The sequence below is a fragment of the Kitasatospora sp. NPDC003701 genome (assembly GCF_053587085.1).
Map to the genome: position 1 here is coordinate 262,210 of NZ_JBSFNM010000004.1, position 18,177 is coordinate 280,386.

The following is an 18,177-nucleotide window of genomic DNA, read 5'->3' on the forward strand; positions in this document are numbered from 1 at the left end:
GCCCGCGACCGTGACCCGCGGCCGCAACCGTGACCCGTGCCCCGACCAGAGCCCAGCGAGTACCGGAGGACACCATGCAGGGCGACTTCTCGCGGACCACGTTCGACCCGCGCAAGCACTACTCGGCGGTGCTCGCCCAGCAGGGCCGGGTGCAGCTCGACGCCGACTTCAACGAGCAGGGCGCCGTGCTGCTGCACCAGCTGCGCACCATGGTCGCCGACGTCCTCGGGCCCGCCGTGGCGCCCGCCGCCGGCGGCGGCTTCGCGATCGGGGCGGTCGCCGGCCGGAAGCCGCAGGAGGACCTCACCATCTCCGCCGGGCGCATGTACGTCGACGGCATCCTGGTGGAGAACGACGCCGAGGTCACCTACTGGACCCAGCCGGACCTGCGGCTGCGCATCGGCCACAGCGCCGACGAACTGCCGCAGGACGAGCCGTTCGTGCTCTGCCTGCGGGTCTGGGAGCGGCTGATCACGGCGCTGCAGGACCCGGCGATCCGGGAGGTCGCGCTCGGTGCCCCCGGCCCGGACACGGCGGCCCGGGCGAAGACCGTCTGGCAGGTGGCCGCGGTCGCGGTGACGGCGCGGACCACCGAGGAGGCGCTCGAGGAACTCCCGGCCCGGCTGGCCGACTTCCGGCCGACCGGCCGGATGCGGGCGCGGGCGAGGCAGCCGGTCGCCCCCGCCGACTGCCAGTACCACCTGCCGGTGGACAGCCGCTTCCGGGGGCCGGAGAACCAGCTGTACCGGATCGAGGTGCACACCGGCGGCCCGGCCCGGCCCACGGGCTCCACCGGCTGCCCGGTCCCCACCGGCACGGCCGCCGCCGGTACCGCCGACACCGGCGCGGCCCGCCGCGGTGCGACCTTCAAGTGGTCCCGGGAGAACGCCTCGGTGGTGTTCCCGATCGTGTCGCTCACCGGTGCGACGGCCCGGGTCAGCACGCTCGGCCGGGACGGCAAGCTCGGCCTGGAGGTCGGCGACCGGGTCGAACTCGTGGACGACACGACCGCCGGCCGGGTGGCCGACGACGTCGTGCTGACCGACCCGCCGAGGCGGGCCCCCCGGCTGCGGCGCGTCCTCGCCGTGGACGCGGTGGACCTGCTGGTCACCCTCGACGAGCAGGACGGCGACGAGGCGTGCGGGCTCGGCGCGCACCCGTTCCTGCGCCGCTGGGACCACCGGCCGGCCCCCGGTGCCTCGGCGGACGTCGCGGACGACGGCGCGCTGCCCCTGGTGGAGGGCGGCTGGTTGGACCTGGAGGACGGCGTGCAGGTGTGGTTCGAACCCGGGGGAGAGGCGACGCCGGGCACGTACCGGCGCGGCGACCACTGGCTCGTCCCGGCCCGCACCGCCGTCGGCGACGTCCTGTGGCCGCAGCGCGCGGACGGCCCGGCGCCCGTCGAACCCGACGGCGTGCGGTACCACTACGCCCCGCTCGCCTACGTCTCCGGCCAGAGCGTCGATCCGTCACCGCGCCGGACCTTCCCCCCGCTCACCGGGTGACGGCCCGCCCGCTCCGGACGCCGGTTCGACGGCCGCGTCCAGCAGCCGTCGCATCCGGGGGGACGGCCTCACACCGAGCTCGCGGTGCAGCAGCATCCGGTACGCGTGGTAGGTGTAGATGGCCTCGCTGTAGTTGCCCTCCGCGAGGTGGATCTCCAGCAGCAGCCGGTGCGGGCTCTCCCGCAACGGCTCGGCCCGCAGCGCGACCAGCACCGCCTCCAGCGCGCCCGCGAAGTTGCCGGCCCGCAGCTCCCGGAGCGCCAGCTCCTCCGTCGTGTGCAGGCAGATCTGGCGCAGCCGTTCCCGTTCCAGCAGGACCCAGTCGTCGTACCAGCCCGGCAACAGCTCGCGCAGCCCGGCACCGCGCCGGGCGGGCCGGTCCCCGCCCCCGCCGAGCAGCTCGTCGACGTCCACGCTCACCGAGGCGTGCAGCCGCAGCGTCTCACCGTGCGCGGCGAGCAGCGGCACGCCCAGCCGGTGCAGCCGCCACAGCGCGGTGCGCAGCCGGCTGAACGCCTTGGACTCGTCGGACTCCGGCCACAGCGTGCCCGCCACCAGGGCCCGGGTCGCCTGTCCCCGCAGGGCGACGAACGCGAGCAACCGCTGCAGGGTCTTCGTCACATGAACCGACCGCGGGCCGCAGTCGAGCGCGAACCCGTCGAGCAGCGTCAGCCTGGCCTGGTCACCCCCGGCCGGTCTCCCGTCGGCGCCCCGGCGGACGCCGACCCGGCCATTCGACTCGCGCACCTCGGGTGCGGGCAACGGACGCACGATACGGCCCTCCCTTCGCCCGGGGGAACGCCCGCCACCGCCTGCGCGCCGTCGGCCCCCGCTGATCCGGCATCAGGCTAGGGCGTCCCGCCCGCACCGGTGGCTCCTCGGGGCCAATGTCACTCCATGGTGTACAGAGCGAATCCCCGGTCGACGACGGGGGACGTCACGGGGACGCCGACGGCCCGGGGCGCGGAACTCCGCACCCCGGGCCGTCGGACACCGGATCAGGCGTAGATCGAGAAGGAGACGTCGACCTGGCCCGCGTAGGCGTTGCTCAGGGTGAACAGACCGGTGGTCGGACGGAACACGCCGAAGGTCGTCCGGCCCTTGCCCAGCCAGTCGCCCACCACGGGGAGGTCGCCCTTGACGCCGTAGGTGGCGGTCGAGACGCTGCCGTCGTCGTGACGCAGGATGAACAGGTTCGGGTCGCCGGCGTTGCGACCGGGGCGGAACAGCCCGAACTGGGCGTGGCGCACACCGTCCCAGTCGCCCACCACCGGGATGTCGCCGGCGTCGCCGAAGCGCATCGTGGTCACCGAGCCGTCGTCGTGCCGGACGGCCAGGGTGCCGGTGCTCGGGCGGTAGATGCCCAGCTGGTCGTGCCCGTTGTGGTCCCACGCGCCGACCGCGGGGAGGTCGCCCGGGTCACCGAACTGCACCGCGGAGACGGCGCCGTCGTTGTGCTTCAGGGCGAAGGTTCCGGTGCTCGGGCGGTAGATGCCCAGCCGGCACTGGCAGGCGTTGTCCCAGGCACCGACCACCGGGATGTCACCCGGGTCACCGAACTGCCAGATCGTGCCGGGCTTGGCCGACGCCTTCTGGTTGGACAGCGCCCACTGCCCGTTGTCGAAGAGGCCGAGGTGGCTGGTGGGGCCCGCGAAGTAGCCCGTGAACGGCACGCCCGTCCGGGGGCCGGAGACGAAGCGCTGCACCGTCGCGCTCGCGGAGCGGCCGTGGTCGTCGGTGACGGTCTCGGTCACGGTGTAGGTACCGGCGACACCGTAGTCGTGGGTCAGGCCGTTCGGCGGGGCCGAGCCGTCGGTCACCACCGGGGCGGAACCGTCGCCGAAGTCGACCGTGTAGCGGCTCACCGGCCAGGGGCTGCCGGTCTGGTCCGTGACCTTGATCCGGGCGACGGTCGGGTCGTCCTGGCCGACCGCGGGGTTCACCCGGATGGCGCTGACCGGGGCGATGTTCACCGTGGCGGTCGAGGTGCGGGTGAGGCCGGTCTCGCTGGTCGCGGTGAGCGTCACCGGGTAGGTGCCGGCCGCCGGGTAGTCGTGGTCGAAGGAGGCGGTCCCGAGCGGGGCCCGCACCTGGTAGCTGCCGTCGCCGAAGTCCAGCATGGCGCCGGCCGGCGCCCAGCCCCCGGTGTAGGAGTAGCTGATCCGGGCCTTCAGCGGCTGTCCGGCCGTCGGGTACGGCGCCGTCCAGACCGAGACGGCCATGGTCTCCTGGAGTTCGACCGCGCCGCGGTCGACGTAGCCGTTCCCGGTACCGCTGTTGGCGACCTTGGGGTGGTCGACGCGCGGGCGGCCGTAGGCATCGGTGTCCAGCATGCCGGGGGCCGAGGTGTCGGCCGCGTCCGTCACGCCCGCGGCGGCGAGCGGCGTCAGGTTCGGGACGGCCGCCGACGTCGCGACGGCGGCGCCGGCGCCCAGCTTCGGGTCGAACCCGTAGTCGTGCGCGCCCTGGCCGGTGGCCTTGAACTCGTACGCGTTGGTGTAGGTCGTCCCGCCCCAGGAGTAGCCGGAGCCGCCGATGGCCGGCGCGACGACGTTGTAGTCCGCCTTGGTGCCGGCGGTCGAACCGGCCGAGACCGTCAGGGGGGCGAAGGGCGACTGGAAGCTTCCCGCGCAGGAGAAGGCCGGGAGCTTGGAGATGACGTTGTTCTCGATCGTCGCGCCCGAGGAGTTCCCGGCCAGCGACAGGTCGCTCCCGCAGTTCTTCGCGAAGGTGTTGGCGACCACCACGGTGCCCGGGGCGTCGGTGATCAGCACACCCTCGGCGGGGTTGCCGCTCACCTCGTTGGTGGTGACGACGGCTCCGGTGACGCCGCGGTCGACGGCCACGCCGGCCGTGCCCACGCCGGTGATGATGCTGCGGCTCAGCGTGACCGCCGCGCTGCTGCCGGTGATCCGGATGCCCGGGGTCGCGTCGGGGTACGCGCGGACGCCGTTGTGGACGGGGTTGCCGGCGGTCACGTCGATGCGGTCGAGAACGATCCGCTCGGAGTCCTGGACGAGCACGCCCTCCTGCGGGCCGCCGAGCTGCAGACCCGTCACCGTGACGTCGTGCACGCCCACGAGGACGAAGCCGTGCGGGGCGGGCTGCGCGTTCGCGGTCCAGGACCGCACACCCACGGGGGTGGTCGCGGAGTTGTCGACCAGTTCACCGTTGAAGGTGATCGGCTTGCCGGGGACCCCGGACCGGGTGACCGTGACCTGCTCCGGGTAGCCGCGGCCCGGCGCGATCCGCACGGTCTGACCCGGCTGCGCCGCGTCGGCGGCGGCCTGGACGGTGCAGTACGGCTGCGCGGCCGTACCCGTGCCGGCGTCCGCGCAGTTGGCACCGGCGGCGTTGTTGACGTGGAGCACACCGGAATCGGCGTGGGCGGCCGTCGGCAGTACGGCGCCGGCGATCGCGGAACTCGCGACGGCGACGGCCAGGCCGGCGCGGCGTCGGATGGACACAGTTGGTCTCCTCGGGAGAGTGATGTCTTGTTTCGCGTCGGTTCCGATGGAATGTGTGATCGATTCGTGCCGACGGCGAGGCGATCATTATCCAAGAGGCCCAAGGCCGCCCCGCACCGGGGCCCCGGTGCCGGGGCACCCCGAGCTGCCCGTCCGCGGCCCGGCCGAACCGGCCGCACCGCAGGTCAGAGCGGCTTCGGTGGGGCGTTCCGAGGTCTTCCGCCTCGGTTGTGGCGGCCCTGCGGGCGCGGCTCCGGCGTTGTGGCCCCCTCGCCGCGGGTCTCGTCCCGGGGCAAGGGGAGGCAAAGTGCCGACGGCGCCGGTGGGATCGGCACCGCCCCGAACCGGCCGCGTGCGTGACGGTGTCGCCGACGGCCCCGGGCCCGCCGCGGCGCCGGCCGGCCGAGGGGTCCGGATCCGCCGGCGACACCGTCACGTCGTCCGGATCAGCCGTTGGCGAGGGCCTGGAGGCGGTCGTAGGCGCCGTTGAAGAGGTTCTGGTCGCCGGGGAACGTGCCGGAGTCGGCGTACTGCCAGAAGGTCTGGTAGCCCCAGCCGTTCGGGAGGGTGCCGACGGAGGAGGCGTAACGGGCGATCCAGAGCGGGTTGGTGGTGCCGAACCCGCCGTTGTTGCCGGTGCACTGGGACCACCAGTTGGTGGTGGTGTAGATCGTCGGGTAGCGGCCGGTGCGGGAGTGGACGGTGTCGCTGAAGGAGCGGATCCAGCTGACCATGGCGCTCTGGCCGAGCCCGTAGCAGGTGGCGCCGTAGGGGTTGTACTCGATGTCGAGTGCGGGCGGCAGGGTCTTGCCGTCGCGGGACCAGCCGCCGCCGTGGTTGACGAACCAGGTGGCCTGGGCCGAGCCGGAGGAGCGGTCCGGTAGGGCGAAGTGGTAGGCGCCGCGGATCAGGCCGGCGTTGTAGGAGCCGTTGTACTGCTGGGTGAAGTACGGGTTGGTGTAGGTGGTGCCCTCGGTGGCCTTGACGTAGCCGAAGCGGGCGCCGTTCGCCTTCACCGAGGCCCAGTTGACGTTGCCCTGGTAGCTGGAGACGTCCAGCCCGGGGGTCTGGGTGGAGGCGAGGGCGAAGACGCCCGCGCTGTTCTCTCTTCCTTCGTGGGCGGCGACGGTGGAGCCGGCGAAGTCGAGCTCGGGGTGGATGGCGGGGAGGCCGCGGTCGGCCTGCTCGCCGGTGGTCGGTGCGGGTGCCGGTGCGGGCTCGGCCGCGTAGGCCGGCGCGGTCACGGCGGTGACCAGTGCGACCGCTGCGGCGAGTGCGGCCAGAAGCGGAAGGCGGCGGGTTTTCGAGGGTGCGGCGGTACCGGTGGGGCTGGCGGAGCGGGAAGTGCTGAGCATGAACACTCCTCTGGTCCGGTATGAGGTCCCATGGGGCCTTTGGTGTCCGGGAGTTGACCCGGACGGGAGCAGATTAGCCATGTCCTTGCCAGGGTGGCCAGGTGCCCCGGCCACCTCGTGCGGGCACCGCTCCGGTGGGGGCGGCACCGACGCGCGCCGGCCGGGGCGGCCGGGCCCCAGGACGTGCGCCGGGCCGGGCCGTCCGCCAGGCTGGCATCGTGGGTCCGTGGGTCCGTGGGTCCGTGGGTCCGAGGGTTCACGGGCGGCAGGACCGCAAGGCAGCAGGGCCGCGGACCCGGGGACACGGCGGCGCACCGACGGAAGGACCGGCATGAGCGACGCGATCGTGGTCGGCTCCGGCCCCAACGGCCTCGCCGCCGCCGTCACCCTGGCCGAACGCGGTCTCGCCGTCACCGTCCTGGAGGCCGCACCGGAGATCGGCGGCGGCGCCAGGAGCGGCGAGGCCACCCTCCCCGGCCTGCTGCACGACCACTGCTCCGCCGTGCACCCCTTCGGCGTGGCCTCGCCCTTCCTGCGCTCCGCCGACCTCGCCCGGCACGGCCTGCGCTGGCGCCTGCCCGAGGTCGACCTGGCCCACCCCCTGGCCGGCGGCGACGCCGCCACCGCCGTCCGGTCCGTGCGGGCCACCGCGGGCACCCTGGAACAGGACGAGGAGGCCTGGCTGCGCCTGTTCACCGGCCTGGCCGAGGGCTTCGACGAACTGGCCGAGGACGTCATGCGCCCGCTCGTCCGGCTGCCCGCGCACCCCGTGCGGCTCGCCCGGTTCGGCGCCCGGGCGCTGTGGCCGGCGACCGCGCTCGCCCGCCGCTGGCACACCGAACGGGCCCGCGCCCTGTTCGCCGGGGCCGCCGCGCACAGCTTCCAGCCCCTGGACCGGCCGCTGACCGCCGCCGCCGGCCTGCTGCTGATCGCCGCTGCGCACCACGGCGGCTGGCCGGTCGCCGAGGGCGGCTCGGGGGCGATCACGGCGGCCCTGGCCGGGAGGCTGCGCGAGCTGGGCGGCCGCGTCGAGACCGGGGTGCGGGTGGTCTCGCTGGCCGAGCTGCGCCCGTGCCCGATCGTCCTGCTCGACGTGGCACCCCGGGCGGCCGCGGCGATCTGCGGGCCCGCCCTGCCCGGGCCCGTCCGGCGGGCGTACCTGCGGTACCGGCACGGGCCGGCGGCCTTCAAGATGGACTTCGCCGTGGCGGGCGGCGTCCCCTGGCGCAACGCCGACTGCCGCCGGGCCGGCACCGTCCACGTCGGCGGCACGCTGGAGGAGGTGGCCTTCGCCGAGCGGGAGGTGGCCCGGGGGAGGATGCCGAAGCGGCCGTTCCTGGTGGTGGCCCAGCAGTACCTCGCCGACCCCGGCCGGTCGGCCGGCGACGTCCACCCGGTCCATGCCTACGCGCACGTGCCGCACGGCTGGTCCGGCGACGCGGCGGACCTGCTCGTCGCCCGGATCGAGCAGTTCGCGCCGGGCTTCCGGGAGCGGATCCTCGCCTCCGTCGCCACGAATCCCCGGGAGCTGGAGCGCCGCAACCCCAACTACGTCGGCGGGGACATCAGCACCGGCGCCAACGGCCCGGTCCAGACGGTGCTGCGTCCGAGGGTCGCGCTGCGTCCGTACGACACGGGCGTTCCCGGGGTCTTCCTCTGCTCGGCCGCGACCCCGCCGGGTGCCGGGGTGCACGGCATGTGCGGTGCCAACGCGGCCCGCGCCGCCCTGCGCCGCGCACGGGGGTGACGCGCGGGCACGGCGCCCGCGGCCGGGGCCGCCGCCGGGCGCAGCCGTGTCCGCGGCCGGGGCCGTCGGCGAGGCCGTCGTGGGGGCTGTGGTCGGGGCCGTGGTCGGGGTGGGCGTCGTCACGGAGGGTGTGCGGCGGCGCTGTGGCACGATGCCAGGAGTCGGCACCCGAACGGCCGCCGCCCCACCGTTGAGAAGAGGACCATCGTGCCCGCAGCCACCCCTGACACCGCCCGGCCCGAGTCGGACGCCCTCGTCTTCCGTACCGCGACCGTGGCCGACGTGCCCGCGCTGCTCGCCCTCGTCGAGTCCGCCTACCGCGGTGACGCCAGCCGGGCCGGCTGGACCACCGAGGCCGACCTGCTGGACGGCCAGCGCACCGATGCCGAGGGTGTCACCGCCGCCGTGACCCACCCCGACGGCGTGGTGCTGCTCGTCGAGCGGGCCGGCGAGCTGGTCGCCTGCTGCCAGCTCGAACGCCGGGGCCGGACCGCCTACTTCGGCATGTTCTCGGTGAGCCCCGGCCGGCAGGGCGGTGGCGTCGGGCGGGCCGTGCTGACGGAGGCCGCGCGGATCGCGGGGGAGGAGTGGGGCGCCGTCGAGCTGGAGATGACGGTGATCGAGCAGCGTGCCGACCTGATCGCCTGGTACGAGCGCCGGGGCTTCCACCGCACCGGCATCCACTCGCCGTTCCCCTACGGAGACGAGCGTTTCGGCATCCCGCGCCGCCCCGACCTGCGGTTCGAGAAGCTGGTGAAGGACCTTACCGAACAGTAATGGTGACGCTTCATCAGAGTAGTGACGCAATGTCAAAGTCCTGACCTGCGGCGATGCGGAGATGTCATACCTCGTTCATGATTGGTCTAGGCCAATATGAGAGGCTGACGGACGAACGGCCACGTTCCGTCCGAGCCCAGGGGGGCCATCTCCGCATGCCCGTACTCCATGGCACCGCCATGCCCGCAACCGATGCCGGTCCGCGCCGCACACCCGCGGACGACTCGCTGCGCCTGCCCAGCCCACCCGACGACCAGGAGCTCTACTGGTACTTCGGCCCGCAGCGCCGCTGGGTGCTGCTCTGCGCCACCCTCTCCTACACCGGCGCCACCGTCACGCTCGGCCTCTTCGCACTCAGCCGGCCGCTGCTCTGGCCCTTCCTGGTGCTGACCGTCCTCAACGCCGTCACCTGGGTGCTCTCCCTCGCCGACGGCCAGCGCGCCCGCCGGTTCACCCGTGACTCGCACGACCTGCTGCTGCGCGCCTGGCAGCCGGCCCGCCACCCCGGGGTCGACCTGCTGCTGCCGACCGCCGGCGAACCGCTGGCCGTCCTGGACAACGCCTACCGCCACACCGCCGCCGTCCGCTGGCCGGGCGAGCTGACCGTCCTGGTCCTGGACGACGCCGCCCGCCCCGAGGTGCGCGAACTCGCCGAGTCCTACGGCTTCCAGTACCGGGCCCGGCCCGACCGGGGCCGGTTCAAGAAGGCCGGCAACCTCAACCACGGCCTGGCCGAGGGCAACGGCGACATCATCGCCGTCCTCGACGCCGACTTCTGCCCGCGCCCCGACTTCCTGCGCCACCTGGTGCCCTACCTCGACACCCCCGAGGTCGGCATCGTGCAGAGCCCCCAGTGCTTCGACACCGACCCGGACATGTCGTGGCTGGAGCGGGCCGCCGGAGCGACCCAGGAAATCTTCTACCGCTGGATCCAGCCCTCCCGGGACGCCCAGGACGGCACCGTCTGCTGCGGCACCAACGCGCTCTACCGGCGCGCCGCGCTGGAACGGGTCGGCGGCTTCGCCGAGATCGACCACAGCGAGGACCTCTACACCGGCCTCTCGCTGGCCCGCGCCGGGTGGACCACCCGCTACGTCCCCGCGCTGGTCGCCAAGGGCATGTCGCCCACCGGCCTGCCCGCCTTCATCAGCCAGCAGTACCGCTGGTGCCTCGGCTCGCTGGCCCTGGTCGGGGACCCCGGCTTCCGCAGCGGGCCGCTCAGCCGCTCGGCCCGGCTCTGCTTCTGGAACGGCATCCTCGGCTACCTGACCAGCGCGGTGAACGTCTTCGCCATCCCGCTGCCGGCCCTGATCATGCTGTTCTTCGCACCCGACGAGATCGAGCCCTGGCAGGTCCTGCCGTTCCTGCCGCCGATCTGGGTCGCGCTGGTCCTGCTGCCCGCGATGTCCCGCACCCGCTGGCGCTTCGAAGTCACCCGGGTCCAACTCCTGGGCGGGCTCTGCCACGTGGTCGCCATCGCGCACGCGCTGCGCCGCCGCAGTGCCGACTGGGTGCCCACCGGCGCCGTCTCCGGCGGCAGTTCGCTGGCCCGCACGGTCGCCCGGATCGGGGTCGGCTGGCTCGGCCTCGTCGTCGTCGCGGGTGCCGTGGGCCTCGCCCGGGCCGTCGCGCTGCACGGCTGGCAGCCGTACTGGGCACTGGTCGGGCTGCTCGGACTCACCGCGCACACGATGATCCCGCTCGTCCGCTCCCTCTGGCCCCTGCTGCGCGGCGGCAAGGGCGGCGACGTCGCCGCGCCCACCCGGCGCACCCCCGCCCGGGCTGCCCTGGACGGAACCGTCGCCGACCGGACGGCCAACGACCGGACGGCCAACGACCGGACGGCCGCCGACCGGACGGCTGCCGACCGCTCCGCCGATCTGCGCTTCGGGCAGGCCGAGGCCGTCGCCGTCACCGCGGTGCTGCTGCTCTGCGGCCTGCTGGCCTCCGGCTGGGCCGACCCGCTGCTCTTCTGACACCCGCCCGGCCCGCTCCGCCCTCCTCCCCACCCCTCCCTGCGCGTACCTGCCGCTTCCCTTGCGCGTCGCCCCACCGGCGCGGCCCCACCGCCCGGCCGCCCCATCGGCCAGGCGGTCCCGAACCACCGCTGCCAGCCCTGCAAGGAGCCCCGCCGTGTCAACGGCCGTACCGCCGAGCGCCGAACCGTCGCGCGCCGTACCCGTGCCTGTTCCCGTGCCTGTTCTCGTTCCTACCTCCGTTGCTGTGCCCGGCACCGGACCCGGACCCGGAGCCGCCGCCGTGGTGGCGGCCGCCCACCCCGACCGGGCGACCGACCTCGTGCAGCTGACCGCGCCCGGTACCGCCGTGGCGGCGCAGCCGGCCGAGGAGCCCCGGAAGCGGGCGGGCTTCCGCCCCGACATCGAGGGACTGCGCGGCGTCGCCGTCCTCGCCGTCCTCGCCTTCCACGCCGCCGTGCCGGCCTTCACCGGCGGCTACGTCGGCGTCGACATCTTCTTCGTCATCTCCGGATTCCTGATCACCGGCCTGCTGCTGGCCCGACCGATCGGCCTGCGGGACTTCGCCGCGCGCCGGGCCCGCCGCATCCTGCCCGCCGCCGCCGTCGTGCTGGTCGCCACCGCGCTCGCCGGCGGCGCGCTGCTCGACCCGCTGCGCGGCACCGACCTGGCCCGCGACCTGATCGCGTCCGCCGGTCAGTTCGCCAACTGGCGGTTCGTCGGCCAGCAGACCGACTACCTCGGCGCCGAACGCGACCCGAGCCCGCTCCAGCACTTCTGGTCGCTCGGCGTGGAGAACCAGTTCTACCTGCTCTGGGGCGTGCTGCTGCTCGGCCTCGCCCGCTACCTGACCGGGCGCCGGCGCACCGTCGCGATCGCCGTCGCGACCACCGCGATCGGCGGCGTCTCGCTGCTACTCTGCATCCGCTGGACGGCCGGCTCCGCGCCGCTCGGCTACTTCTCCACCGGCAGCCGGCTCTGGGAGTTCGCCGCCGGGGCCTGCGCCGCCATGCTCGGCTCGGCCCTGGCGCGGTGGCTGCCGCGGGCCGGCCGCTCCGGACGACCGGTCGGCGGGGCGCTGCGGCTGCTCGGCTGGGGCGGTGCGGCGGCGGTCGTCGTGGCGGTCTTCCACTACGACCGCAACACCCCCTTCCCCGGCAGCGCCGCCCTGCTGCCCGTGCTCGGCACCGCCGCGGTGCTGCTCGCCGGCCCGGCGCACCGCGCGCTCGGTGCCACCGACGTGGGCCGGCTGCTCGCCGCCCGCCCGCTGCGCGCCGCCGGCCGGCTCTCCTACGCGTGGTACCTCTGGCACTGGCCGGTCCTGACCATCGCCCAGGCCCGCTACGGCGCCCTGCCGTGGACCACCCTGGTCGCGCTCACCGCCGCGAGCGCCCTCCCGGCCTGGCTGACCATGCGGCTGGTCGAGCAGCCGCTGCGCTTCGGCAGCAGCCCGGCACCGCGTCGCGGCCTGGCGGTCGGGGCCAGCGCGCTGGTGATCCCGCTGATCGCCGGGCTGGTCCTGGGCGGCGGGACCGTCCGGGCCCTCGGCGACACCGACGGACCCGTCGCCGTCCCGGCCGGCGCGGTCGACGGCCCTGCCCTGCTGGCCCCCGGCAGCCGGGTCCTGAACCTGACGCCCTCGCTGGCCAGGGCCCGGGAGGACTTTCCCCCCGGCCGGGGCTGCGAGATCGCGCTCGGCGCCGACAGCAGCCCGCGCTGCCTGTTCGGCACCGAGAACAGCCCCGACCGGATCGTGCTGGTCGGCGACTCGCACGCGGGCCAGTGGATCTCCGGCGCGCTGGCCCTGGCCGAGCAGCGGAACTGGGCACTGGAGGTGCTGGTCAAGCCGGGCTGCCCGCTGGCCACCCTGACCGTGCGCAACAACGTCCTCGGCCGGACCTTCGAGGAGTGCGACCGCTGGCGCGAGAACACCCTCACCCGGCTGGCCACCGGCCCCAAGCCGCGGCTGATCGTGATGGCCGGCCTCAACCGGTACGGCAGCCAGCCGGAACGCGCCGAGGGCTGGAGCCGCACCCTGGACCGCCTCTCGGCCATCGGCGCGCCGCTCGCCTACCTGGCGGACACACCGATGCCCGGCAAGGACATCCCGACCTGCCTGGCCGCCTCGGACGGCCGCTCGGACGCGTGCTTCTTCCCCCGGGAGTCGGCCTTCGAGCCGGACCCGCTGCTCGACGGCGGGCTCGCCGAGCGCTACCGCGTCCGGGTGCTGGACCTCGGGGCGCTGCTCTGCCCCGGGACGGGGCCGGACTGCCCGGCCGTACTGGAGGGCGTGGTGCTCTACCGGGACTCCGGGCACATCACCGACACCCTGGCCAGGGTGCTGGCGCCCCGGCTGGACAAGGGGCTGCTGCCGGCGGGGTGAGCGCGGGCCGCCTCCGGCGGTGGCGGCACGTGGCCGCGGTCGGCCGGGGCCGGCCACGGCGACGCGGCCACCGCCGTCGCCGGTCAGCCGTAGATGCTGTGGCAGAGCCGGGCCTGCTCCGAACCGGCCGGCCAGCGGCCGAAGCGCTCGGCCCGGTCGCAGATCGAGCCCCCGCCGGCCGCGGCCGCCTCGCTCGGGGCCGCGCCCCCGGCCGGCGACGGCGCCTGAGCCGGCGGCGCCGAGGCTCCCGGGGCCTGGGGGCTGCGGGCCGGCGCCGGGCGGGGCGTCCGGCTCGGCTTCGGCCGGGCACCGGCGGACCGGGCCGCCCCCGGCTCGCCGTCCACCCCCGCCCGCTCCGCCCCGGACGACGCGCCGGGGTCCCCTGCCGGACTCCCGGCGGCCGCCGGGGCCGTCTCCGGCGAGGGGGCCGGCGCGGCGGTCGGCAGCGCCGGCACCGGCAGCAGATCGGGGACGGAGGGCACCGACGGCGAGGGCGACGGGGACGGCGATGCCTCGGGGAGCGCCACCACCCCGGACAGCTCGTCGCCCGACCCGGGCCCGCACATCACCAGGACGGCCGCCAGCACGGCGACGACCCCGACGGCCGTCGCCCAGGTCCGGCGGGGCGTCCGCCGGGCCGGAGCCGCCGCAGCGGCCGGTGGTGGTACGAGCACCACCGGCGGCACGGCCGGCGGTGGCGCGACGGGTACCGGTGGCGGCTCCCAAGCCTGCGTCGGCCACTGCCACTGCCCATCGACGGGTTGCCCGCTCATGCCCTCGTCCTCCTGCTGCCGAACCACTGCCGAACCACTGCCGAACCACTGCCCAACCGCTCTCGAACCGCTCTCGAACCATTGCCGCGTCGCCGCTGTCGGCGCTGCGCCGTTGCCCGGGCCGTCGTCGAGCCGTGGCCCGGCCCCGTCGTCGCGCTGTCGGCGAGCCTTCGTACCGGCGGTCCGGCCGTGACGCGGCGGCGGCCCGGTGCCGAGCCTGTCGGCGACCGATCGCCGACCCGTTCGCCGTACTCAACGAGCGGGCCGACGCCGGGACATGACCCGGAAGCGGGTTCTGTGTCGCAGTCCGTTCCCGGCCGTACGCTGCCTGCCGTACCCCGGGTGCGGGCGCCGGAGGTCCGCCACATGCTGGGGGCATGGAAACGAACAGCACGTCAAAGCCCCTGGTCGAGGTCGCCGAGTTCCGCACCGACAGCCGCTACCGCCTGGTCCGCTTCGAGGGCCACGGCTGGGAGCCACTGGCCCCGGAGGAGTTCGAGCCGCGGGTTCACCAGCTCTTCCCCGACCTCGATCCACGGGACGAGACCCGTGTCCACTGGGTCGACCGGCCCTGGGAGTGGCCGGCCTGGCACCCCGGCGAGGCCTGACCGGAGCCGTCCCGCGCCTCCGGGCCGGCCGGTGGGGGTGGGGCGCGGGTGCGGGCGAGGTGGCCGGCGATCTTGGCGAGGCTGCCGCTGCGGTCCATGGAGCGGCAGTGGCAGCGGCTGCGGGCCCCCGAGGAGGAGGGCGGCGTCGCGCGCCACGGCTCGGTTGGCGGCGTGGACGGTGCCGGCGGTGGCGTCGGGGAGTCGGCGCAGGGCGAGCCGGTCGTACCGGGGTCCATCGCGTCCCGGTGGAGTCGGTGTCCCCGCCGGCGGCGGCCGCCGACGCGCACCGGCGGTTGGAGCGCCGGGGCAATCGGGGCAAGATCGCCCTGGGGGGTGGCGGCCGACCAGGCCCGACCGAAGCCACCCGACAGACCAGGGGGAGAACATGAACGGAGCGGCCGGCACCGAGGGTTACGCCGAAGCGGCGGAGGAACTCGCCGTGCAGTACGAGGAGGTGACCTTCGAAGAGGTGCATCGCGAGCTGCTGCACCTCGTCCCCGGGGCGCCGAGCGCCGTCCTCGACATCGGCGCCGGCACCGGCCGGGACGCGGCCGCCCTGGCCGCCCTCGGCCACCGGGTGGTCGCGGCGGAGCCCACGGCCGAGCTGCGCCGGATCGGTCGGCGGATCCACGCCGAGAGCGACATCCGCTGGGTGGACGACGCGCTGCCCGGGGCGGCCGTCCTCGGCGCCTCGGGCGAGCGCTTCGACCTGATCCTGCTGACCGCCGTCTGGATGCATCTGGCCGACCAGGAGCGCCCGTTGGCCATGGGGGCGCTCGCGCGGCTGCTCGCGCCCGCCGGCCGGGTGCTGCTCTCGCTCCGCCACGGACCCGTCCCGCCCGGCCGCCGGATGTTCGACGTCTCGGCCGACGAGACCGTCACGCTCGCCCGGGAGCACGGCCTGGGCCTGCTGACCCGCGCCGGCCGCGCGGACCTGCACGGCCGCCCGGGCGTGAGCTGGAGCCTGCTCGGTTTCGAGCGCGCGGACGCCCGGGTGGGGTGACGCGCCCGCCCCGCGACGGGCGGTGGGGCGGGCGTGGCCACGGGGTTCGTCGGGAAACCGGGCTGCGTCCGGTCGGGCCGACAGCGCACCAGGTCGCTCTGCCGGATGTGTCCGTGGCCGACACCTCGGTCGAGGAGCGGCAGGCCGTGTTCGAGCCGTTCCGGTCGAGCGGACGGGTGTGGGAGTACGCCGACGGCGGCGTTGCCGGGCCGCTGCCCTCGGCGGCGGAGGTGTGGGCGCGACCGGCCGACGCCGAGAGGGTCGAGCTGCGGGTCCGGCCGGTCCCGGAGGTGTCGGTGGTCTTCCGGCCCGGCTCGGCCGACGTGATCGACCTGGATGTCGACCTTCGGGAGTTGCCGGGCCAGGAAGGGGTGGACGTCCTGTGCGGCCTCCTGGGCTCGATCGGTCGCCGGCCGGGCAGGCCCGTGCTGATGACAGGGGAGGGGGACCGGGGGGAAACCCGGTGCTCGGGTGTCGATCCGGCGGCGGACCGTGTGGTGCCGCCGGCGGATCCCGGGATGTTCACCTGCGGGCCGCCGCGGGCCGGGAGCGAGCGGGGTGTCGGGAGCGCTGCCGTGCGCGCGAACGCGAGCGCAGCTCGGTGGCGGTCGGAACAGAAGTGAGGAAGGCTGACGCGCATGGTCTTGGTAGTGCAGAACGTGGCGATCGACTGTGCGGATGCCTATGAGCTGGCCCGCTTCTGGAGCCGGGTGACCGGCCGGCCCTTGAATCCGGAGGACAAGCCGGGTGATCGGGAGACCCAGGTGCTGCTGGCGGAGGGCCCGGTGCTGTACTTCAACCAGGTGCCCGAGCCCAAGACGATCAAGAACCGGATTCATCTGTGTCTGCGCCCCGAGACCTCGCGTGAGTACGAGGTGGAACGGCTGTTGGGGATCGGTGCCACCTTCGTCAGCGATCACCGGAATCCCGACGGCTCCGGCTGGGCAGTCCTTGCCGACCCCGAGGGCAACGAATTCTGCGTGCTCCGCAGCGAGTCCGACCGGGCCGCGACGAATGCCTGACCCTCGCGCCATGACGGCCGGTTCGTCCGACAGCTGGTGATTGCCGGCTGCGTGGTGACCCGCGTTTGCGAGGAGCTGCCCGGCGAGTGGGCGGTCCTGCCAGTGCCTTTGTTCTGCCGGTGCCTCCGGTCCGGCGGCACCGTCCCATGTCGAGGTTCCGAAGCGAGTGGTGGTGGGGCCGGAGCGGCGGGTGGGCGTGCGTAGGGGCCGGTGATACGCGTGGCCGGACTGGGCGGGTGATCGTCGCGGATCGCCGGGCGATGACGGCCGGGGGCCGATTCAGGTGCAGCCGGTGGGGAGCGTGCGGTCCGGGGCGGAGTTGCCCTGAGGCGCTCGGTGACGCGGTCATCCTTCAACGGGGCCGGTTGTCGGTTCGGTCAGCCCGGGCGGTTCGGTCGGCCCGGCCGAACCTGCTGAACCTGCCGGACCGGGGCGCGGTGCTGTCGACCTTGCCCTCGCGGCCTCCTCCCTCGCCGAAGCCGTCGGCGACCAGACGGGTGGCCCACCGTCGCAGGGCCTCGGCGACGGGCGGGTGGTGGAGGCCGGCCGCCTGGGCCAGGCGGCCGGCGGAGGTGGTGTCGTAGCCGTCCTCGGAGAGGAAGCTGAGGGTCTCCGGGTCGGCGCCGGTCAGGGCGCGGGGCAGTCGGCGGACCAGGCCCACCGGGACGAGGGCGCGGGGTGCGGGCACGCCGAGGTGGTCGGCCAGCAGGGCGATCAACTTCGGGAGAGGCGGTGTCGCCGGATCGAGCACGGTGTGGGAGTGCGCCGGTCCGTCGTCGAACTCCGGTACGGCGGCGAGGAATCGGGAAAGATGGTCGACCGTGACCACCGGCAGGAAGGTTCGTGCCGTACCGGGGAGCAACGGCAGCCGGCGGTGGGCGAGTTGGCGGACCAGATCGGCCAGGCCCAGGTACTGTCCGGCCTCCCCGGTGACCGAGTGACCGATCACGCTGCTCGGGTTGACCGTCGTGAGCGGCACACCGAGCCGGGCCGCCGTGACGCGGACGGCGGCGTCGCCCAGCTGCTTGGAGGCCTCGTAGGCGCCGAGGCGGGCGTAGAGCGCGTCGGTCTCGGCTGGTGGCAGGGGGTGACGGGGTGCGGTGTCCCTGCCGACCCGGTAGCCGGAGAGGTGGACGAGCCGCCGGAGTTCCGGCCGGGCGGCGGCCCAGTGCAGCGCATGCAGGGCGCCGTCGACGTTGGCGGCGTGCGCCTCCGCGCGGTCCAGGCCGAAGAGGTAGCGGGCGGCGAGGTTGTGGACGTCGCGGACGCCTGCCAGCCGGGCCTCGTCCGCTGTGGTCAGCCCGAGGCCGGGGCGGGTGAGGTCGGCGGCGACGGTGGTCAGGGCGGAGTCGTCGGTGCCGTGCTCGCGGAGCCAGTGGCGCAGCTGCTCGTCCCGGGCGGTGCCGGGGCCGCCCCGGACGCCGGCGGCTACCGACTCGCCGCGGCCGAGGAGTTCGAGGACCAGCCAGCGACCGAGGAAGCCGGTCGCGCCGAGGACCAGGGTGCGCGGCTGCGGTGGCGGGGTGGGGGTGGTGTTCACGAGTGGGCTCCTTTTCAGTAG

The 18,177-nt window shown here is 74.9% G+C and carries 14 protein-coding genes; 9 read left to right on the forward strand and 5 right to left on the reverse strand.

The genetic code is table 11. The features are described 5' to 3' along the window. Positions 1–74 precede the first annotated feature (74 nt). Positions 75–1,505 (forward strand): DUF6519 domain-containing protein, encoded by a 1,431-nt coding sequence (locus ACWDRR_RS06270; RefSeq protein ID WP_449771012.1) that lies wholly within the window; start codon positions 75–77, stop codon positions 1,503–1,505. Here the strand turns inward: ACWDRR_RS06270 and ACWDRR_RS06275 are convergent. From ACWDRR_RS06275 to ACWDRR_RS06285, 3 genes are all read right to left on the reverse strand, one after another. Next, a complete protein-coding gene (locus tag ACWDRR_RS06275; protein ID WP_449771013.1) occupies positions 1,470–2,267 on the reverse strand; it encodes an AfsR/SARP family transcriptional regulator in 798 nt (265 codons plus the stop codon). The genes ACWDRR_RS06270 and ACWDRR_RS06275 overlap by 36 nt on opposite strands. Positions 2,268–2,503: 236 nt before the next feature. Continuing rightward, on the reverse strand, positions 2,504–4,972 hold the full coding sequence (locus tag ACWDRR_RS06280) for a PKD domain-containing protein (RefSeq protein ID WP_449771014.1): 2,469 nt from the start codon (positions 4,970–4,972) through the stop codon (positions 2,504–2,506). A gap of 446 nt (positions 4,973–5,418) precedes the next feature. Then, complete coding sequence (locus tag ACWDRR_RS06285) at positions 5,419–6,327, reverse strand: lysozyme (protein WP_449771015.1); 909 nt, start codon at positions 6,325–6,327, stop codon at positions 5,419–5,421. 331 nt (positions 6,328–6,658) lie between these two features. On the opposite strand from ACWDRR_RS06285, the gene ACWDRR_RS06290 reads away from it, so the two are divergent. From ACWDRR_RS06290 to ACWDRR_RS06305, 4 genes are all read left to right on the forward strand, one after another. Beyond that, a complete protein-coding gene (locus ACWDRR_RS06290; RefSeq protein ID WP_449771016.1) occupies positions 6,659–8,074 on the forward strand; it encodes a phytoene desaturase family protein in 1,416 nt (471 codons plus the stop codon). A 204-nt stretch (positions 8,075–8,278) separates the two neighbouring features. Next, entirely contained in the window at positions 8,279–8,851 is a 573-nt protein-coding gene (locus tag ACWDRR_RS06295; RefSeq protein ID WP_449771044.1) for a GNAT family N-acetyltransferase, read from the forward strand. A 179-nt stretch (positions 8,852–9,030) separates the two neighbouring features. Further along, entirely contained in the window at positions 9,031–10,827 is a 1,797-nt protein-coding gene (locus ACWDRR_RS06300) for a glycosyltransferase family 2 protein (RefSeq protein WP_449771017.1), read from the forward strand. Positions 10,828–11,074: 247 nt separating this feature from the next. Continuing rightward, a complete protein-coding gene (locus ACWDRR_RS06305; RefSeq protein ID WP_449771018.1) occupies positions 11,075–13,210 on the forward strand; it encodes an acyltransferase family protein in 2,136 nt (711 codons plus the stop codon). An 83-nt stretch (positions 13,211–13,293) separates the two neighbouring features. Here the strand turns inward: ACWDRR_RS06305 and ACWDRR_RS06310 are convergent, their stop codons facing one another. Then, positions 13,294–13,983, reverse strand: coding sequence for a hypothetical protein (locus ACWDRR_RS06310; RefSeq protein ID WP_449771019.1), 690 nt, complete (start codon positions 13,981–13,983; stop codon positions 13,294–13,296). A gap of 377 nt (positions 13,984–14,360) precedes the next feature. On the opposite strand from ACWDRR_RS06310, the gene ACWDRR_RS06315 reads away from it, so the two are divergent. The 4 genes from ACWDRR_RS06315 (at position 14,361) to ACWDRR_RS06330 (ending at position 16,616) form a co-directional block, all read left to right on the forward strand. Then, positions 14,361–14,591: a hypothetical protein gene (locus ACWDRR_RS06315; RefSeq protein ID WP_449771020.1), complete on the forward strand. Its 231-nt coding sequence runs from the start codon at positions 14,361–14,363 to the stop codon at positions 14,589–14,591. Between the two features lie 385 nt (positions 14,592–14,976). Further along, positions 14,977–15,594, forward strand: coding sequence for a class I SAM-dependent methyltransferase (locus ACWDRR_RS06320; RefSeq protein ID WP_449771021.1), 618 nt, complete (start codon positions 14,977–14,979; stop codon positions 15,592–15,594). After that, a complete protein-coding gene (locus tag ACWDRR_RS06325; RefSeq protein ID WP_449771022.1) occupies positions 15,591–16,217 on the forward strand; it encodes a hypothetical protein in 627 nt (208 codons plus the stop codon). Before ACWDRR_RS06320 ends, ACWDRR_RS06325 begins: the two co-directional genes overlap by 4 nt. Positions 16,218–16,232: 15 nt before the next feature. Further along, complete coding sequence (locus tag ACWDRR_RS06330; RefSeq protein ID WP_449771023.1) at positions 16,233–16,616, forward strand: VOC family protein; 384 nt, start codon at positions 16,233–16,235, stop codon at positions 16,614–16,616. A 352-nt stretch (positions 16,617–16,968) separates the two neighbouring features. Here the strand turns inward: ACWDRR_RS06330 and ACWDRR_RS06335 are convergent, their stop codons facing one another. Next, a complete protein-coding gene (locus tag ACWDRR_RS06335) occupies positions 16,969–18,156 on the reverse strand; it encodes an SDR family oxidoreductase (protein ID WP_449771024.1) in 1,188 nt (395 codons plus the stop codon). Positions 18,157–18,177 lie beyond the last annotated feature (21 nt).

Excerpts from the sequence above, each read along its gene's own strand:
- ACWDRR_RS06270 (WP_449771012.1), top strand. The coding sequence starts at position 75 with ATGCAGGGCGACTTCTCGCGGACCACGTTCGACCCGCGCAAGCACTAC.
- ACWDRR_RS06285 (WP_449771015.1), bottom strand. The coding sequence starts at position 6,327 with ATGCTCAGCACTTCCCGCTCCGCCAGCCCCACCGGTACCGCCGCACCC.
- ACWDRR_RS06290 (WP_449771016.1), top strand. The coding sequence starts at position 6,659 with ATGAGCGACGCGATCGTGGTCGGCTCCGGCCCCAACGGCCTCGCCGCC.
- ACWDRR_RS06300 (WP_449771017.1), top strand. The coding sequence starts at position 9,031 with ATGCCCGCAACCGATGCCGGTCCGCGCCGCACACCCGCGGACGACTCG.
- ACWDRR_RS06310 (WP_449771019.1), bottom strand. The coding sequence starts at position 13,983 with ATGAGCGGGCAACCCGTCGATGGGCAGTGGCAGTGGCCGACGCAGGCT.
- ACWDRR_RS06315 (WP_449771020.1), top strand. The coding sequence starts at position 14,361 with ATGGAAACGAACAGCACGTCAAAGCCCCTGGTCGAGGTCGCCGAGTTC.
- ACWDRR_RS06320 (WP_449771021.1), top strand. The coding sequence starts at position 14,977 with ATGAACGGAGCGGCCGGCACCGAGGGTTACGCCGAAGCGGCGGAGGAA.
- ACWDRR_RS06330 (WP_449771023.1), top strand. The coding sequence starts at position 16,233 with ATGGTCTTGGTAGTGCAGAACGTGGCGATCGACTGTGCGGATGCCTAT.